The organism is Paracoccus sulfuroxidans (genome assembly GCF_007830335.1).
Lineage (GTDB): Bacteria > Pseudomonadota > Alphaproteobacteria > Rhodobacterales > Rhodobacteraceae > Paracoccus > Paracoccus sulfuroxidans.
The window spans coordinates 97,332-112,866 of sequence record NZ_VLKU01000005.1; the positions used below are offsets into that span (position 1 = coordinate 97,332).

Sequence of the window (15,535 nt, forward strand, 5' to 3'; positions counted from 1 at the left end):
GTTATAGAATGGCCAAAGTTATCGGCATCGACCTCGGAACCACCAACAGCTGCGTCGCAATTATGGACGGCAGCCAACCGAAGGTCATCGAAAACTCGGAAGGTGCCCGTACCACGCCGTCGATCGTCGCATTCACCGACAATGAGCGTCTGGTGGGTCAGCCTGCGAAACGTCAGGCCGTGACCAACCCCTCGAACACGGTGTTCGCCGTCAAGCGCCTGATCGGGCGCAAGATCACCGATCCGGAAGTCGAAAAGGACCGCAAGCTGGTCCCCTATGACATCGTCGACGGTGGCAATGGCGACGCCTGGGTCGAGGCGCATGACGAGAAATACAGCCCCGCCCAGATCAGCGCGATCATCCTTCAGAAGATGAAGGAAACCGCCGAAAGCTATCTGGGTGAGACGGTGACCCAGGCGGTCATCACGGTTCCCGCCTATTTCAACGACGCCCAGCGTCAGGCCACCAAGGACGCGGGCAAGATCGCGGGCCTGGAAGTGCTGCGCATCATCAACGAGCCGACCGCCGCCGCTCTGGCCTACGGTCTGGACAAGAAAGAATCGAAAACCATCGCGGTCTATGACCTTGGTGGCGGGACCTTCGACATCACCATCCTGGAAATCGACGATGGCCTGTTCGAAGTGAAATCGACGAACGGCGACACCTTCCTGGGTGGCGAAGACTTCGACATGCGCGTCGTCAACTATCTGGCTGACGAGTTCAAGAAAGAGCATGGCGTCGACCTGACCAAGGACAAGATGGCCCTTCAGCGCCTGAAAGAGGCCGCCGAGAAAGCCAAGATCGAACTGTCCTCGGCCTCGCAGACCGAAATCAACCAGCCGTTCATCTCGATGGACAAGAACACCGGCACGCCGCTGCACATGGTCATCAAGCTGACCCGCGCCAAGCTGGAAAGCCTGGTCGGCGACCTGATCAAGCGCACCATGAAGCCGGTTCAGGAAGCGCTGAAAGACGCTGGCATGTCCAAGGGCGACATCGACGAGATCGTTCTGGTCGGCGGTCAGACCCGCATGCCCAAGGTGATCGAGGAAGTGACGGCCTTCTTCGGGAAAGAGCCCCACAAGGGCGTGAACCCCGATGAGGTCGTGGCGCTTGGCGCGGCCATTCAGGCCGGTGTTCTGCAGGGTGACGTGAAAGACGTCGTGCTGCTGGACGTGACCCCGCTGTCGCTGGGCATCGAGACGCTGGGTGGCGTGTTCACCCGTCTGATCGATCGCAACACCACGATCCCGACCAAGAAGTCGCAGATCTTCTCGACGGCCGAGGACAACCAGAACGCCGTGACCATCCGCGTCTTCCAGGGTGAGCGCGAAATGGCCGCAGACAACAAGATGCTGGGCCAGTTCAACCTTGAGGACATCCCGCCCGCGCCGCGTGGCATGCCGCAGATCGAAGTCACCTTCGACATCGACGCCAACGGCATCGTCTCGGTCTCGGCCAAGGACAAGGGCACCGGCAAGGAACAGAAGATCACGATCCAGGCCTCGGGTGGCCTCAGCGATGAGGACATCGAGAAAATGGTCAAGGACGCCGAGGCGAATGCCGAAGCCGACAAGGCCCGCAAGGAACTGGTCGAAGCCCGCAACCAGGCCGAAAGCCTGATCCACTCGACCAAGAAGTCGCTGGAAGAGCATGGCGACAAGGTCGACGGCTCGACGGTGGAAGCGATCGAACTGGCCAGCGGTGCGCTGGAAGAAGCCCTCAAGTCGGACGATGCCGGCAAGATCAAGGGTGGCATCCAGAACCTGATGGACGCCTCGATGAAGCTGGGCGAAGCCATCTACAAGGCCAGCCAGTCGGAAGCCGAAGCGGCCGACACGGATCACGAGCCCGGCCCGCGCGACATCGATGACGAGATCGTCGATGCCGATTTCGAAGACCTGGGCGACAACAAGCGCAAGTAAGTGCGACTAACAGATCGGCCCGCAGCGCAAGCCGCGGGCCGGTCATCTCTTGAAAGGCCGAGCGTTACTCAAGATGTCAAAACGTGATTACTACGATGTGCTTGGTGTCGGTCGCACAGCCTCCGCTGACGAGATCAAGAAGGCCTATCGCAGCAAGGCCAAGGAACTGCACCCGGATCGCAACAATGATTGCAAGAAATCCGAGGCTGCGTTCAAGGAAGTCAACGAAGCCTACGAATGCCTGAAGGACGGCCAGCGCAAGGCGGCCTATGACCGCTTCGGCCATTCCGCCTTCGAACATGGCGGCATGGGCGGTTTCGGGCGCGGCAATGGTCAGGGCGATTTCGGCTCGGCCTTTGCGGATGTGTTCGAGGATCTCTTCGGCGACATGATGGGCCGCCGCGGCGGTCAGGGCGGACGCCAGCGCGCCAGCCGCGGGCAGGACCTGCGCTACAACCTGCGCGTCTCGCTGGAAGAAGCGTTCACCGGCATCCAGAAGGCGATCACCGTTCCCGGCTCGGTCGCCTGCGAGGCCTGCAGCGGCACCGGCGCGGAAGGCTCGGTTGAGCCTGCGACCTGCCCCACCTGTTCGGGCATGGGCAAGGTGCGCGCCAGCCAGGGCTTCTTCACGGTCGAGCGGACCTGCCCCACCTGTAACGGTCAGGGCCAGATCATCAAGAATCCCTGTCAGGAATGCCACGGCGCGGGCCGGATCGAAAAGGAACGCAGCCTTTCGGTCAATATCCCCGCAGGCGTCGAAACCGGCACCCGCATCCGCCTTGCAGGCGAGGGTGAGGCCGGAATGCGCGGCGGTCCGGCGGGCGATCTGTATATCTTCATCGAGGTCAAGGAACACCCGATCTTCATCCGCGACGGCAAGATGCTGGCCTGCCAGATCCCCGTCAGCATGGCGACGGCGGCTCTGGGCGGTGAAATCGAGGTTCCGACCATCGACGGCGGACGCTCTCGGGTCAAGGTGCCCTCGGGCACCCAGTCGGGCAAGCAGCTTCGCCTGCGCGCCAAGGGCATGCCGCCTCTGCGCCACGGCGCGGGCATGAATGGCGAGCCGGGCGACATGCTGATCGAACTGGCCGTCGAGACCCCGGTGAACCTGACCGCGCGGCAAAAGGAACTGCTGCGCGAGTTCGAGGACATCAAGGCCGACAACAGCCCCCAGACTTCCGGTTTCTTCCAGAAGATCAAAGGGTTCTGGGACGAGATGAAAAGCTGACCAGACACGCCCGGTGGCCCATGGCCCCGGGCGCGTTAACCTGTCGTTCATCCTCGCATGCGAACTTTGGGGCATGAGCCCGAATCGCGCCTTTCACGAAGCCCCTCTGCCGCTCTTCTCCCCCGCCGGGGATGAAGCAATTGTGCCCTCGGGCTTTCGCGGCCAGGAGGCCGCACCGGACCCGAAAACCCCCAGCTATCTGGCCGATCACCGCGCGCGTCTGCGCGACCGCTTCATGCAGGGCGGGGCCGAGGCGCTGCCCGATTACGAATTGCTGGAACTGGTGCTGTTTCGCGCCATTCCCCGACAAGACGTCAAGCCTTTGGCTCGTCGGCTGATCGAAAAATTCGGCGATTTCAACAGGGTGATCTCGGCTGTGCCCGCCCGGCTGGCCGAGGTGGCAGGCGTGGGCCCCGCCGTGGTGATCGAACTCAAGATCATCGAGGCGGCAGCGGCGCGGCTTGCACGTTCTCGCGTGATGCATCGCCCGGTGCTGGCGGGCTGGGACGCGCTGCTGGACTATTGCCACACCGCCATGGCGCATCGAGAGATCGAGCAGTTCCGCGTTCTCTACCTCGACCGCAAGAACGTCCTGATCGCCGATGAGGAGCAGGGGCGCGGCACGGTCGACCATGTCCCCGTCTACCCGCGAGAGATCATGCGCCGCGCGTTGGAGTTGAACGCCAGCGCGATGATTCTGGTCCATAACCACCCCTCAGGCGACCCCACCCCGTCCGAGGCGGATATCGTCATGACCGGGCGCATCGTCTCAGCCGCCGATGTCATGGGAATCACGGTCCATGATCACCTGATCATCGGGAAGTCGCGCGAACTCAGCTTCCGCAGCGAGGGGCTGCTCTGATGCCCCCGATGTGAGCGGAAACATCCTGCCCTGCGCTACTTGGACGCAACAGAAATCCCACACCTGAGACCATTTGCGCATCCGCTCCAGCTTAGCCCCGCTGGACTGACTGTAATTTGATCGCTAGAACCGCCCTCGCGAGGGCTGTGTATTTAGCGGCCCGTTTCGACATATGGCCCTTTGGGGCAAAAATGGAGATCAGACCCGTGTCCCACGCAGATGAACACGCAGGCGATCACGGCGCCACCCGGAGGGACTTCCTCTATTATGCGACGGCCGGTGCCGGTACCGTCGCTGCCGGGGCCGCAGCCTGGACCCTTGTCAACCAGATGAACCCCTCGGCGGATGTGCAGGCGCTTGCCTCGATCCAGGTCGATGTCAGCGGCGTCGAAACTGGTACGCAGTTGACGGTGAAATGGCTGGGCAAGCCCGTGTTCATTCGCCGCCGGACCGCGAAAGAGATCGAGGAAGCTCGCGCCGTCGAGCTGAGCCAGCTGATCGACCAGAACGCCGAAAACGCCAACAAGCCGGGCGAGCCCGCGCTTGACCAGAACCGCGCGATGGACGAGGCGGGCGAATGGCTGGTGATGATCGGCGTCTGTACCCACCTCGGCTGCGTGCCGATCGGTGACGGCGCAGGCGATTTCGACGGCTGGTTCTGCCCCTGCCACGGCTCGCACTATGATTCGGCCGGCCGCATCCGCAAGGGCCCGGCTCCGCAGAACCTGCACATCCCCGTTGCAGAATTCGTCAACGAAACCACCATCAAGCTGGGCTGAGGAGGCGCACATGGCCGGAATTCCCCACGACCATTACGAGCCTAAGACGGGTTTCGAGCGCTGGCTGAACCGCCGCCTCCCCGTCGTCGGCCTGATGTACGACACCCTGATGATCCCGACCCCCAAGAACCTGAACTGGTGGTGGATCTGGGGCATCGTCCTTGCATTCTGTCTGGCGCTGCAGATCGTGACCGGCATCGTCCTGGTCATGCATTACACGCCCCATGTCGACCTGGCCTTCGCCTCGGTCGAGCACATCATGCGCGACGTGAACGGCGGCTATATGCTGCGTTACCTGCATGCGAACGGCGCATCGCTGTTCTTCCTTGCCGTCTATATCCACATCTTCCGCGGTCTCTACTACGGCTCGTACAAGGCCCCGCGCGAAGTGACCTGGATCATCGGCATGCTGATCTATCTGTTGATGATGGCGACGGCATTCATGGGCTACGTTCTGCCCTGGGGCCAGATGTCCTTCTGGGGCGCCACCGTGATCACCGGCCTTTTCGGCGCGATTCCGGGCATCGGCGAGCCGATCCAGACCTGGCTGCTGGGCGGCCCGGCCGTCGACAACCCGACCCTGAACCGCTTCTTCTCGCTGCATTATCTGCTGCCCTTCGTGATCGCCGCGCTGGTCATCGTCCACATCTGGGCCTTCCACACCACCGGCAACAACAACCCGACCGGTGTTGAAGTGCGTCGCGGCTCGAAAGAGGAAGCCGAGAAGGACACCCTGCCCTTCTGGCCCTATTTCGTGATCAAGGACCTGTTCGCGCTGGCCGTCATCCTGGTCGTGTTCTTCGCGATCGTGGGCTTCATGCCGAACTATCTGGGCCACCCGGACAACTATATCGAGGCGAACCCGCTGGCGACGCCTGCGCATATCGTCCCGGAATGGTACTTCCTGCCCTTCTACGCCATCCTGCGCGCCTTCACGGCTGACGTCTGGCTGGTGCAGCTGGTCAACTTCCTGTCGTTCCGCATCATCGACGCCAAGTTCTTCGGCGTTCTGGCGATGTTCGGCGCGATCGTGGTCATGGCGCTGGTGCCGTGGCTGGACACCTCGCGCGTGCGCTCGGGCCGTTATCGCCCGCTGTTCAAGTGGTGGTTCTGGCTGCTGGCCGTCGACTTCGTCGTCCTGATGTGGGTTGGCGCCATGCCGGCCGAAGGGATCTATCCCTACATCGCGCTGGCCGGTGCCGCATATTGGTTCCTCTACTTCCTGGTGATCCTGCCGCTGCTGGGCATCATCGAGAAGCCGGCGCCGATGCCGCAGACCATCGAAGAAGACTTCAACGCCCATTACGGGTCCCAGACCCATCCTGCCGAGTAAGGAGAGGCAACAATGACCATGAGGAACGCTACGCTCACGGCTGTTGCGGCACTGTCCGTCGCATTGGCCGGAGGGGCAATCGCCCAGGACTCCTCGACCGCGACGGGCACGACTGCGCCCGCCGGTTCGAGCTATCAATCGGGTACGGCTGCCGCTCCGGCAGCCGCGACCCCGGCGGCTGAAACGCCTGCTGCGACCGAAGCTCCCGCTGAGGAAGCACCGGCTGCTGAGGCTCCCGCTGCAACCGAGGCTCCGGCCGAGGAAGCGCCTGCTGCTGAAGCTCCTGCCGCAACCGAGGCTCCGGCTGAGGAAGCACCGGCCGCTGAGGCCCCTGCTGCAACCGAAGCTCCGGCTGAGGAAGCGCCTGCTGCTGAGGCCCCTGCTGCAGCCGAGGCTCCGGCTGAGGAAGCTCCTGCTGCTGAGGCTCCTGCTGCGACCGAGGCTCCGGCTGAGGAAGCACCGGCGGCTGAGGCTCCGGCCGCAACCGAGGCTCCGGCTGAAGAAGCACCGGCCGCTGAAGCGCCTACTGCAACCGAAGCTCCCGCTGAAGAAGCGCCTGCTGCTGAGGCTCCTGCCGCAACCGAGGCTCCGGCTGAGGAAGCACCCGCTGCGACCGACGCCGCAGCGCCTGCCGAGGAAGCTGCTGCCGATCACGGTGGTCAGCACATCGAGGACATCTCGTTCAGCTTCGAAGGTCCCTTCGGTCGCTATGACCAGCACCAGCTTCAGCGCGGCCTGCAGGTCTACACCGAGGTCTGCGCGGCCTGCCACGGCCTGCAATATGTCGCCCTGCGCACGCTGGGCGATGCCGGTGGCCCGGAACTGCCCGAAGATCAGGTGCGCGCCTACGCGGCCGCTCTGACCATCCCCGATGCCGAAACTGGCGAAGACCGTCCGCGTGAGCCGACGGATCACTTCCCGACTATTCACGGCATGGGCATGGGTCCTGACCTCTCGCTGATGGCGAAGGCACGGGCGGGCTTCCACGGTCCGATCGGCTTGGGCTTCAACCAGCTGATGAAGGGCACCGGCGGTCCAGAATACATCCACGCGGTTCTTGTCGGCTATAATGGCGAAGACAAGGAAGAAGCGGGCGCGGTGCTCTATCACAACGCGGCATTCGCCGGGAACTGGATCCAGATGCCCGCACCGCTGAGCGAAGGCGTCGTCACCTATGAGGATGGCACCGAAGCCACCGTCGACCAGATGGCCCGCGACGTTTCGGCCTTCCTGATGTGGACGGCCGAGCCGAAGATGATGGCCCGCAAGGAAGTCGGCCTGATCTCGGTGGTGTTCCTGATCGTTCTGTCGGTGCTGCTGTACCTGACGAACAAGAAGCTCTGGCACTCGGTCAAGCATTCGCGTCGCGAAGACTGATCCGACCGGACCAAGACTTGAAACGCGCCCCTCGGGGCGCGTTTTTCATTGCGGGCGGCCGCCTCCGGCTGGACAACCCTACCCCGGAAAAGCCACATTGCGCGCCAACGCGAACCACGACCGGGACACCCATCGACATGACGATCTACAACCTTGGCTCCATCAACATCGATCATGTCTATCGCCTGCCGACCCTGCCCCAGCCCGGAGAGACGATTGCCTCGCTGGCCTATACGCGCGGGCTGGGCGGCAAGGGCGCAAACCAGTCGGTCGCTGCCGCACGTGCGGGGGCCGAGGTCATCCATCTAGGCGCAATGGGCACCGAGGACGATTGGGTCGAAGAGCGGTTGACCGCCGCCAGGGTCCAGACCGCCACCATCGCCCGGCTGAGCAATGAGCCAACCGGCCATGCGATCATTCTGGTCGACGAGGCGGCCGAGAACTCGATCATCATCCACCCCGGCGCGAACCGCGCGCTGCAGGAGAAGGCGCTGGCTCAGGCGCTGAAATCCATCGGCGCGGGCGATACGCTGATGATGCAGAATGAGACCAACCAGCAGGCCGAAACCGCCGCCCTCGCGAAGGCTGCGGGCGCGCGGGTCATCTATTCCGCCGCGCCCTTCCAGATCGAGCCGCTGCGCGCCGTGCTGCCCCATGCCTCGATCCTTGCGCTGAACGCGCTGGAGGCGCGGGCGCTGTTTGCCGAGGCGGGCGAGGATCTGCCGGTTGAGGGACTGCTCATCACCCATGGCTCTGACGGGGCCGAGTACCGCGACCTCAAGACCGGCCAGACGCATCGCCAGGCCGCCTTCCGGGTCAAAGCTGTCGACACGACCGGCGCGGGCGACTGCTTTGCGGGCTGGTTCGCCGCCGGGCTCGACCGGGGCGAGGATCCGGCGACCGCACTGCGCCATGCCGCCGCTGCCGCCGCCCTGCAGGTCACCCGTCACGGCGCCGGAGACGCGATGCCCGACCGCGCCGAAGTGCTGGAATTTCTGCGCAACCAGCCATGACACTTGCCCGACCGGCAGCCGAAGCCTATCTGGGATGACATGAAGATCCCATATCTCAAACGCCCGCCCCGCGTCGCCGTTGTCCGTCTTCAGGGCGCGATCGGAATTTCGGGGCGTGGCGGTCCGGGCCTCTCGGACGCCGGGCTGGCCCCGATGCTGGAGCGCGCCTTCAAGCGCAAGAAGCCGGTGGCGGTGGCGCTGATCGTGAACTCTCCGGGCGGCTCGCCCGTGCAGTCCAGTCTGATCGGCGCGCGCATCCGCCGCCTTGCGGAAGAACATGACGTTCCCGTCCATGCCTTTGTCGAGGATGTCGCGGCCTCGGGCGGCTATTGGCTGGCCAGTGCCGCCGATTTCATCTGGGCCGATGAAAGCTCGGTTCTAGGGTCGATTGGCGTGATCTCGGCGGGCTTCGGCTTCACCGAACTGATCCACAAGGTCGGCGTCGAGCGTCGCGTGCATACCGCAGGCCGCTCGAAATCCATGCTGGACCCGTTCCGCCCCGAAACGCCCGAGGATGTCGCGCGCCTCGAACGCCTGCTGGGCCCGATCCACACGGCCTTCAAGCAACAGATCCTGAAGCGGCGCGGAAACCGCCTGCCGCCCGACCGCGATCTTTTCACCGGCGAGATCTGGACCGGGCTCGAGGCGGTTGAGCTGGGCCTTGCCGACGGCATCGCCCATATGGTCCCCAAGATGCGCGAGCTTTACGGCGAGGACCTGCGCTTCATGCCCTACAGCCAGCGCGTGCCCCTGTTCCGCCGCTTCGGCCTGTCGGCGGATGAGGTCATCGGATCGCTGGAGGAACGTGCCGCCTTCTCTCGATTCGGAGCCAATGGGCCATGATCAAGACCGCCATTCTTTGCCTCATCATCATTGTCGCCATCGCCATCGCGGGCGGCCCCGGTTTTCGGCGCATGATGGCGCGCCTGCTGGGTATCGGTCGCAACGACCGTTGGTAAGTTAAGGAGCCTGATGTGACAGCCCTGGTGACCGGAGCCGGAAAACGGCTGGGGAAAGCGATTGCGCTTTACCTGGCGGGACGCGGACATGACGTCGCAATCCATTACGGCAGCTCGGCCGCCGAGGCCGAGGAAACCGCCGCCGAGGCCCGCGCCCTGGGCGTCAAGGCCCAGACCTTCCACGCCGACCTTCTGGACCCGGCGCAGGTGCAGGCGCTGATCCCGCAGATCCGCGAAGAGATGGGTCCGCTGAAGGTGTTGGTGAACAACGCCTCGATCTTTGAATATGACAACATCCGCACCGCTGATCTGATTAGCTGGGACCGGCACATCGGCTCGAACCTGCAGGCGCCGTTCCTGCTGACGCAGGCCTTCGCCGCACAGGCCGCGCGCGCGACCTTCGACGGGACCGAGCATTGCGCCCAAGGCCTGATCATCAACATGGTCGACCAGCGCGTGCTGAAACCCACCCCCGAATTCATGACCTATTCCATCGCCAAGGCGGGCCTGTGGTGGCTGACCCAGACCTCGGCACAGGCGCTGGCCCCGGACGTGCGGGTGAACGCCATCGGCCCCGGCCCGACGGTTCAGGGCGTGCGCCAGTCGGACAGCCATTTCGCCAATCAGCGGGCCGCCACCATCCTGCAACGGGGTGCGGGTCCCGCCGATATCACGGCGGCTGTGGGGTATTTTCTGGACGCCACATCGGTCACCGGCCAGCTGATCTGCGTGGACGGCGGGCAGCATCTGGGCTGGCGTACTCCGGATGTTCTGGGGGTTGAGTAGCGATGTTTCGCTGCACTGCGTCGTCAAGTTGTCCACTTTGAACCGCTTGGTCACATTTTGGTAACGATTCTGCCAACGAATTCATATGATTGTGGCGATCACGAAAAATATCGTTGTTTTTCAACCCGCTATTTTACTGCCTATTTTTTAATCAGTTCGATGGAAACCCAACGCCTGCTTGTGTTTCGTGCTGTCCCCCCCAGCTCATGCACAGAGTTATCCACAGATTCCGTGGACAGCTTTATGCTTGATCTTCCAGACCGGAACTTGCAGCCCGGGCAAAGAATCGCCAACTGCGTGTCATGACCCAAGAACCCCCTGCCAAAACCGGCCACGGCCTCATTCAGGACTACCTGCGCACGCTGGACAGCTCGCCCGGCGTCTACCGGATGCTGGATGCGCAGGGGGCGGTTCTTTACGTCGGCAAGGCGCGCAATCTGAAGGCGCGGGTGTCGAACTATGCGCGCGGCACGGGGCATTCGGCGCGGATCGCGCGGATGATCCGCGAAACCTGCTCGATGATGTTCCTGACCACGCGCACCGAGACCGAGGCGCTGCTGCTGGAGCAGAACCTCATCAAGCAGCTAAAGCCGCGCTATAACGTGCTGCTGCGCGACGACAAAAGCTTCCCGAATATTCTGGTCGCGAAATCGCACACCTTCGCGCAGATCAAGAAGCATCGCGGCGCGAAATCGGAAAAGGGCGACTATTACGGCCCCTTCGCCAGCGCGGGTGCGGTCAACCGCACCCTGAACCAGTTGCAGCGGGTGTTTCTGCTGCGCTCCTGTACGGATGCGACCTTCTCGAACCGGACGCGGCCCTGCCTGCTGTATCAGATCAAGCGCTGCTCGGCCCCCTGCGTCGGACGGATCGGGCTGGAGGATTACAACGCCCTTGTGGCGGATGCCGAGAAGTTCCTGCAGGGCAAGTCGACCGCCATTCAGGTCAGCCTCGCTACCGAGATGGCCGAGGCCGCCGAGGCGATGGAATATGAACGCGCCGCCGCCCTGCGCGACCGCATCAAGGCGCTGACCGCCGTTCAGTCGGTGCAGGCGATCAACCCGCGCGGCGTCCCCGAGGCCGATGTCATCGCCCTTCACATAGAGGGCGGGCAGGCCTGCGTGCAGGTCTTCTTCATCCGCGGCAATCAAAGCTGGGGCAACCGCGATTTCTATCCGCGCCTCAACGGCGTCGAATCGCCTGATGAGGTGATGCAGGCGTTTCTGGCGCAATTCTATGACGGCAAGATTCCTCCGCGCATGCTTCTGCTGTCACATGGGATCGAGGACCCGGACCTGATGTCCGAGGCGCTGACCGAAAAGGCCGGGCGCAAGGTGGTGCTGGGCGTGCCTCAGCGCGGCGAAAAGGCCGAGCTGGTCGAGAACGCCCTGCGCAACGCCCGCGAAAGCCTGGCCCGCCGCATGTCGGAAAGTGCCGCTCAGGCGCGTCTGCTGGAGGGGCTGGCCGAGAAGTTCGAGCTGCCCTCGCCCCCGCAGCGGATCGAGATCTATGACAACAGCCACATTCAGGGCACGAATGCCGTGGGCGGCATGGTGGTCATGGGCCCCGATGGCTGGATCAAAAGCCAGTATCGCAAGTTCAACATCAAGGGTACCGAGATCACGCCGGGCGACGATTTCGGCATGATGAAAGAGGTGCTGACCCGCCGCTTCGCGCGTCTGCTGAAAGAAGACCCCGACCGTCAGGGCGACACCTGGCCCGAGCTTTTGCTGATCGACGGCGGTGCCGGTCAGGTCAGCGCCGTGCATGAGATCATGGCCGAGATGGGGGTCGAGGACATCCCCATGATCGGCGTCGCCAAGGGTGAGGACCGCGACCACGGGAAAGAGGAATTCCACCGCCCCGGCCAGCGCCCCTTCGCGCTGGCGATGAACGACCCCGTGCTGTACTTCGTCCAGCGCATGCGGGACGAGGCGCACCGCTGGGCCATCGGCACCCATCGCGCCAAGCGCGCAAAGGCCACGATGAGCAACCCTCTGGACGAAATCGCCGGGGTGGGGGCCAGCCGCAAGCGCGCGCTTCTGGCCCATTTCGGCAGCGCCAAAGCGGTCTCGCGCGCCGGTCTGGCCGATCTGGTTGCGGTCGACGGGATCAGCGAACAGCTGGCACAGAAGATCGTCGATCACTTCCACAGTCAGTGACGAGCGGGCAAAGGGGCTCGGACCCCTTCCCCCCGCACGCCAATCGGACTAGCTTGTCGCCATGCGTTGGAACCTGCCCAATATCCTGACCTTGCTGCGCTTGATCGCGGCCCCTCTCGTGCCGCTGATGTTCTTCTTCTTCGGCCGTCCCTTTGCCGATTTTGCAGCGCTGGCGCTGTTTCTGGTGGCCGCCGTCACCGATTGGTTCGACGGCTATCTGGCCCGCGCCTGGGGACAGGAAAGTCGCTTCGGCGCGGCGATGGACCCGATTGCGGACAAAGCCATGGTCATCATCGCCATCGTCGTCATCACCGGCTATTCGGGGATGAACCCCTGGCTGATCCTGCCCGCCACGCTGATCCTGTTCCGCGAGGTCTTCGTCTCGGGCCTGCGCGAATTTCTGGGCAATGATGCGCGTCAGCTGAAGGTCACCAAGCTGGCGAAGTGGAAAACCACAGCACAGATGGTGGCGATTGCGGTGCTGTTTCTGGGCACGGGCCTCAATTATTACGAGGTCGGCCATCCGCCGCTGGTCGGCGAAACCGGCCTGCCCTGGTCCGACGCCTGGTCCGATCTGGCGACTCAGGCCGGGCTGGTGCTGATCTGGATCGCTGCGATTCTGACGGTGGTCACCGGCTGGGATTACTTCGACAAGGCGCGGCCATGGCTGCGGGACAATGATGCGGCTTGATGTCCTATATTTCGCCTGGCTGCGTGAGCGCATCGGCCAGCCCAAAGAGCGGATCGAGACCGAGGCCGCAACCGTGCGCGATCTGGTCGCGCAGCTGATCGCGATGGATGAATATCACGCCGCCGCGCTCTCGGACCTGTCGGCGGTGCGCGTCGCCGTCGATCAGGAGCTGGCCGATCTGGACACCCCGCTGACCGGCGCGCGCGAGGTGGCCTTCTTTCCCCCGATGACCGGAGGCTGAGCGATGTCCGCGCGAGTTCAGACCGAAGCCTTCGACCTTGGCCAGGAAATGCAGGGGTTCGGCAGCGGTTCGGGCGCGGTCGTCACCTTCTCGGGTCTGGTCAGGGATGAGGGCGGCCGTCTGGTCGCGCTGGAGCTTGAGCATTACCCCGGCATGACCGAATCGCTGATGGAGCGCTATGGCCGCGAAGCCGCCGAACGCTTCCAGCTGGATGACTGGCGGATCATCCACCGCCACGGCAGGCTGACCGTGGGTGAGCCGATCATGATGGTCGCCACCGCCGCCCGCCACCGCGACGCGGCCTTTCAGGCGGCCGAATATCTGATGGATTGGCTGAAATCCCGCGCCCCCTTCTGGAAGCGAGAGATCGGCGTTGACGGGCCCGGCGAATGGGTCTCGGCCAGGGAAGCGGATGAGGACGCCCTTACCCGCTGGGACCGATGAGATATCTATACCGTCTGGAATCGCCCTGGGCCGACTGGGCGTCGTTCTTCGACCAGCCGCTTTGCTATACCGGCGCGCGCCCGGTTGACGGGTTTGACCAGATCGAGGGGCTTGAGACCCGCCCCGGCGGGGTCTGGTGCGGGCTGTGGATGCTGGGCGACTGGGCCGACGCGCGGCGCTTCCATTCACTCGAGCCGCTGGATCCCGACGGCAAGGGGCCCGAGAACAGCCTGAACCGGCTTCTGGGCATCGATCATCGACATCCGATGATGCGCTTTGCGACCCGCATCGACGCCGACGCCTTTCATGGCGAGGCGCTGCGACCCGATGAGTTGCTGACGGGGGTCTACCCCTCGGCCTGTTTCCATCCGCGCTGGCTGAAGCTTCTGGGGCGTAACCTGTCATCGCCCGGAGAGTTGATGCGCGACGTGACCATCGACGACCGCCATGTCGAGGTGCAATTCGACGGCCATTGGCTGCGTAAATCGCCCGATCTGGGCCTCTGGCTGCTGAACAAGGCGCGCGAGCGCGGGGATCTGAGCGGCTTCATCCCGCAATAGCCCGCGTCCTGCCGGGCCGCCGCGCGGGCGGGTCTAATCGAAAAGTTGCATTCCGCCGCCCCGGCGATCATATAGAGCCCGACCGACCGACAGTCCGGAGCCACATATGACCTATCTCGAGTTCGAAAAGCCCCTTGCCGATATTGAAGGCAAGGCCGAAGAACTGCGTGTCCTGGCCAGAAAAGGTGAGGGCGTCGATCTTGAGAAGGAAGCCGCCGCGCTGGACAAGAAGGCCGGCGACATGCTGCGGGATCTGTATAAAAACCTTGATCCCTGGCGCAAGACGCTGGTCGCGCGCCACCCCGAGCGCCCGCATTGCGGCGATTACATCACCCAGCTTTTCACCGAATACACGCCACTGGCGGGCGACCGCACCTTTGGCGAGGATCACGCCGTCCTTGGCGGCCTCGCACGCTTCAATGACCAGCCCTGCGTGGTCATCGGCCATGAAAAGGGCAACAATACCAAGTCGCGCATCCATCACAATTTCGGCATGGCCCGGCCCGAAGGCTATCGCAAGGCCGTGCGTCTGATGGATCTGGCCGACCGCTTCCGCATTCCGGTCATCACGCTGGTTGACACCCAGGGTGCCTATCCCGGCAAGGGCGCGGAAGAGCGCGGCCAGTCCGAAGCCATCGCGCGGGCCACCGAGAAATGCCTGCAGATCGGTGTGCCGCTGGTCTCGGTCGTGATCGGTGAGGGTGGATCGGGCGGCGCCGTGGCCTTTGCCACCGCGAACCGCATCGCGATGCTGGAGCATTCGATCTATTCGGTGATCTCGCCCGAGGGTTGCGCCTCGATCCTGTGGCGGGACGCCGAGAAGATGCGCGAGGCCGCCGTGGCGTTGCGCCTGACCGCGCAGGACCTGAAGAAGCTGGGCGTGATCGACCGCATCATCACCGAGCCGACAGGCGGCGCGCAGCGCGCCCCTGCCGATGCCGTCACCGCCGTCGGGCAGGTGATCTCCGAGATGCTGGCCGAGCTTTCCAGCCTGAAACCGGCGGAACTGGTGCGCGACCGGCGCGAGAAGTTCCTGAAGATGGGTTCGAAATCGCTGAACTGAGGCCGTACCGCGTCTGGCGCGGGCGGGTTTGGGTATTTGGTCAACGGAGAAATGGCTGAGCGTCGGCTTTGGTGAGGCGGGGTCGACTGGGGCCTTCGTCTACCGCTTG

The 15,535-nt window shown here is 63.9% G+C and carries 15 protein-coding genes; all 15 read left to right on the forward strand.

Going from position 1 to position 15,535, the window contains the following annotated elements:
• The first annotated feature begins 8 nt into the window (after positions 1 to 8).
• The 15 genes from dnaK to IQ24_RS09445 all read left to right on the forward strand — a co-directional run bounded on the left by dnaK (position 9) and on the right by IQ24_RS09445 (position 15,426).
• The gene (gene dnaK, locus IQ24_RS09375; protein ID WP_145397693.1) at positions 9 to 1,925 is read left to right on the forward strand and encodes a molecular chaperone DnaK; all 1,917 of its coding nucleotides are present in this window, start codon (positions 9 to 11) and stop codon (positions 1,923 to 1,925) included.
• A gap of 73 nt (positions 1,926 to 1,998) precedes the next feature.
• Positions 1,999 to 3,156, forward strand: a complete 1,158-nt coding sequence (gene dnaJ, locus IQ24_RS09380) for a molecular chaperone DnaJ (protein ID WP_145397694.1) — start codon at positions 1,999 to 2,001, stop codon at positions 3,154 to 3,156.
• Positions 3,157 to 3,229: 73 nt separating this feature from the next.
• Positions 3,230 to 4,018, forward strand: a complete 789-nt coding sequence (radC, locus tag IQ24_RS09385) for a RadC family protein (RefSeq protein WP_145397695.1) — start codon at positions 3,230 to 3,232, stop codon at positions 4,016 to 4,018.
• Positions 4,019 to 4,209: 191 nt separating this feature from the next.
• Positions 4,210 to 4,797, forward strand: coding sequence for a ubiquinol-cytochrome c reductase iron-sulfur subunit (gene petA / locus IQ24_RS09390; RefSeq protein ID WP_145397696.1), 588 nt, complete (start codon positions 4,210 to 4,212; stop codon positions 4,795 to 4,797).
• Positions 4,798 to 4,807: 10 nt separating this feature from the next.
• On the forward strand, positions 4,808 to 6,130 hold the full coding sequence (petB, locus tag IQ24_RS09395; protein WP_145397697.1) for a cytochrome b: 1,323 nt from the start codon (positions 4,808 to 4,810) through the stop codon (positions 6,128 to 6,130).
• A 12-nt stretch (positions 6,131 to 6,142) separates the two neighbouring features.
• Positions 6,143 to 7,507, forward strand: a complete 1,365-nt coding sequence (locus IQ24_RS20490; RefSeq protein WP_145397698.1) for a cytochrome c1 — start codon at positions 6,143 to 6,145, stop codon at positions 7,505 to 7,507.
• 137 nt (positions 7,508 to 7,644) lie between these two features.
• Positions 7,645 to 8,520, forward strand: a complete 876-nt coding sequence (locus tag IQ24_RS09405; protein WP_145397699.1) for a ribokinase — start codon at positions 7,645 to 7,647, stop codon at positions 8,518 to 8,520.
• 39 nt (positions 8,521 to 8,559) lie between these two features.
• Positions 8,560 to 9,363: a S49 family peptidase gene (locus IQ24_RS09410; RefSeq protein ID WP_145397700.1), complete on the forward strand. Its 804-nt coding sequence runs from the start codon at positions 8,560 to 8,562 to the stop codon at positions 9,361 to 9,363.
• 131 nt (positions 9,364 to 9,494) lie between these two features.
• Positions 9,495 to 10,265 (forward strand): SDR family oxidoreductase, encoded by a 771-nt coding sequence (locus tag IQ24_RS09415; protein ID WP_145397701.1) that lies wholly within the window; start codon positions 9,495 to 9,497, stop codon positions 10,263 to 10,265.
• Positions 10,266 to 10,567: 302 nt separating this feature from the next.
• Complete coding sequence (gene uvrC, locus IQ24_RS09420) at positions 10,568 to 12,427, forward strand: excinuclease ABC subunit UvrC (protein WP_145397702.1); 1,860 nt, start codon at positions 10,568 to 10,570, stop codon at positions 12,425 to 12,427.
• A gap of 61 nt (positions 12,428 to 12,488) precedes the next feature.
• A complete protein-coding gene (gene pgsA, locus IQ24_RS09425; RefSeq protein ID WP_145397703.1) occupies positions 12,489 to 13,118 on the forward strand; it encodes a CDP-diacylglycerol--glycerol-3-phosphate 3-phosphatidyltransferase in 630 nt (209 codons plus the stop codon).
• Positions 13,108 to 13,359 carry a molybdopterin converting factor subunit 1 gene (moaD, locus tag IQ24_RS09430; RefSeq protein WP_145397704.1) on the forward strand — a complete coding sequence of 84 codons (252 nt, stop codon included), beginning with the start codon at positions 13,108 to 13,110 and terminating at the stop codon, positions 13,357 to 13,359. The genes pgsA and moaD overlap by 11 nt, the downstream gene beginning before the upstream one ends.
• Positions 13,360 to 13,362: 3 nt before the next feature.
• A complete protein-coding gene (locus tag IQ24_RS09435) occupies positions 13,363 to 13,803 on the forward strand; it encodes a molybdenum cofactor biosynthesis protein MoaE (RefSeq protein WP_145397705.1) in 441 nt (146 codons plus the stop codon).
• On the forward strand, positions 13,800 to 14,363 hold the full coding sequence (locus tag IQ24_RS09440) for a hypothetical protein (protein ID WP_145397706.1): 564 nt from the start codon (positions 13,800 to 13,802) through the stop codon (positions 14,361 to 14,363). Before IQ24_RS09435 ends, IQ24_RS09440 begins: the two co-directional genes overlap by 4 nt.
• A 106-nt stretch (positions 14,364 to 14,469) precedes the next feature.
• Positions 14,470 to 15,426: an acetyl-CoA carboxylase carboxyltransferase subunit alpha gene (locus tag IQ24_RS09445; protein ID WP_145397707.1), complete on the forward strand. Its 957-nt coding sequence runs from the start codon at positions 14,470 to 14,472 to the stop codon at positions 15,424 to 15,426.
• Positions 15,427 to 15,535: the final 109 nt, after the last annotated feature.

Bases quoted from the DNA above. Each gene is read 5' to 3' on its own strand.
- radC (WP_145397695.1), top strand. From the start codon at position 3,230: ATGAGCCCGAATCGCGCCTTTCACGAAGCCCCTCTGCCGCTCTTCTCC.
- petB (WP_145397697.1), top strand. From the start codon at position 4,808: ATGGCCGGAATTCCCCACGACCATTACGAGCCTAAGACGGGTTTCGAG.
- dnaJ (WP_145397694.1), top strand. From the start codon at position 1,999: ATGTCAAAACGTGATTACTACGATGTGCTTGGTGTCGGTCGCACAGCC.
- IQ24_RS20490 (WP_145397698.1), top strand. From the start codon at position 6,143: ATGACCATGAGGAACGCTACGCTCACGGCTGTTGCGGCACTGTCCGTC.
- IQ24_RS09435 (WP_145397705.1), top strand. From the start codon at position 13,363: ATGTCCGCGCGAGTTCAGACCGAAGCCTTCGACCTTGGCCAGGAAATG.
- IQ24_RS09440 (WP_145397706.1), top strand. From the start codon at position 13,800: ATGAGATATCTATACCGTCTGGAATCGCCCTGGGCCGACTGGGCGTCG.
- dnaK (WP_145397693.1), top strand. From the start codon at position 9: ATGGCCAAAGTTATCGGCATCGACCTCGGAACCACCAACAGCTGCGTC.
- moaD (WP_145397704.1), top strand. From the start codon at position 13,108: ATGCGGCTTGATGTCCTATATTTCGCCTGGCTGCGTGAGCGCATCGGC.
- petA (WP_145397696.1), top strand. From the start codon at position 4,210: ATGGAGATCAGACCCGTGTCCCACGCAGATGAACACGCAGGCGATCAC.
- IQ24_RS09405 (WP_145397699.1), top strand. From the start codon at position 7,645: ATGACGATCTACAACCTTGGCTCCATCAACATCGATCATGTCTATCGC.
- pgsA (WP_145397703.1), top strand. From the start codon at position 12,489: ATGCGTTGGAACCTGCCCAATATCCTGACCTTGCTGCGCTTGATCGCG.
- IQ24_RS09445 (WP_145397707.1), top strand. From the start codon at position 14,470: ATGACCTATCTCGAGTTCGAAAAGCCCCTTGCCGATATTGAAGGCAAG.
- IQ24_RS09410 (WP_145397700.1), top strand. From the start codon at position 8,560: ATGAAGATCCCATATCTCAAACGCCCGCCCCGCGTCGCCGTTGTCCGT.
- uvrC (WP_145397702.1), top strand. From the start codon at position 10,568: ATGACCCAAGAACCCCCTGCCAAAACCGGCCACGGCCTCATTCAGGAC.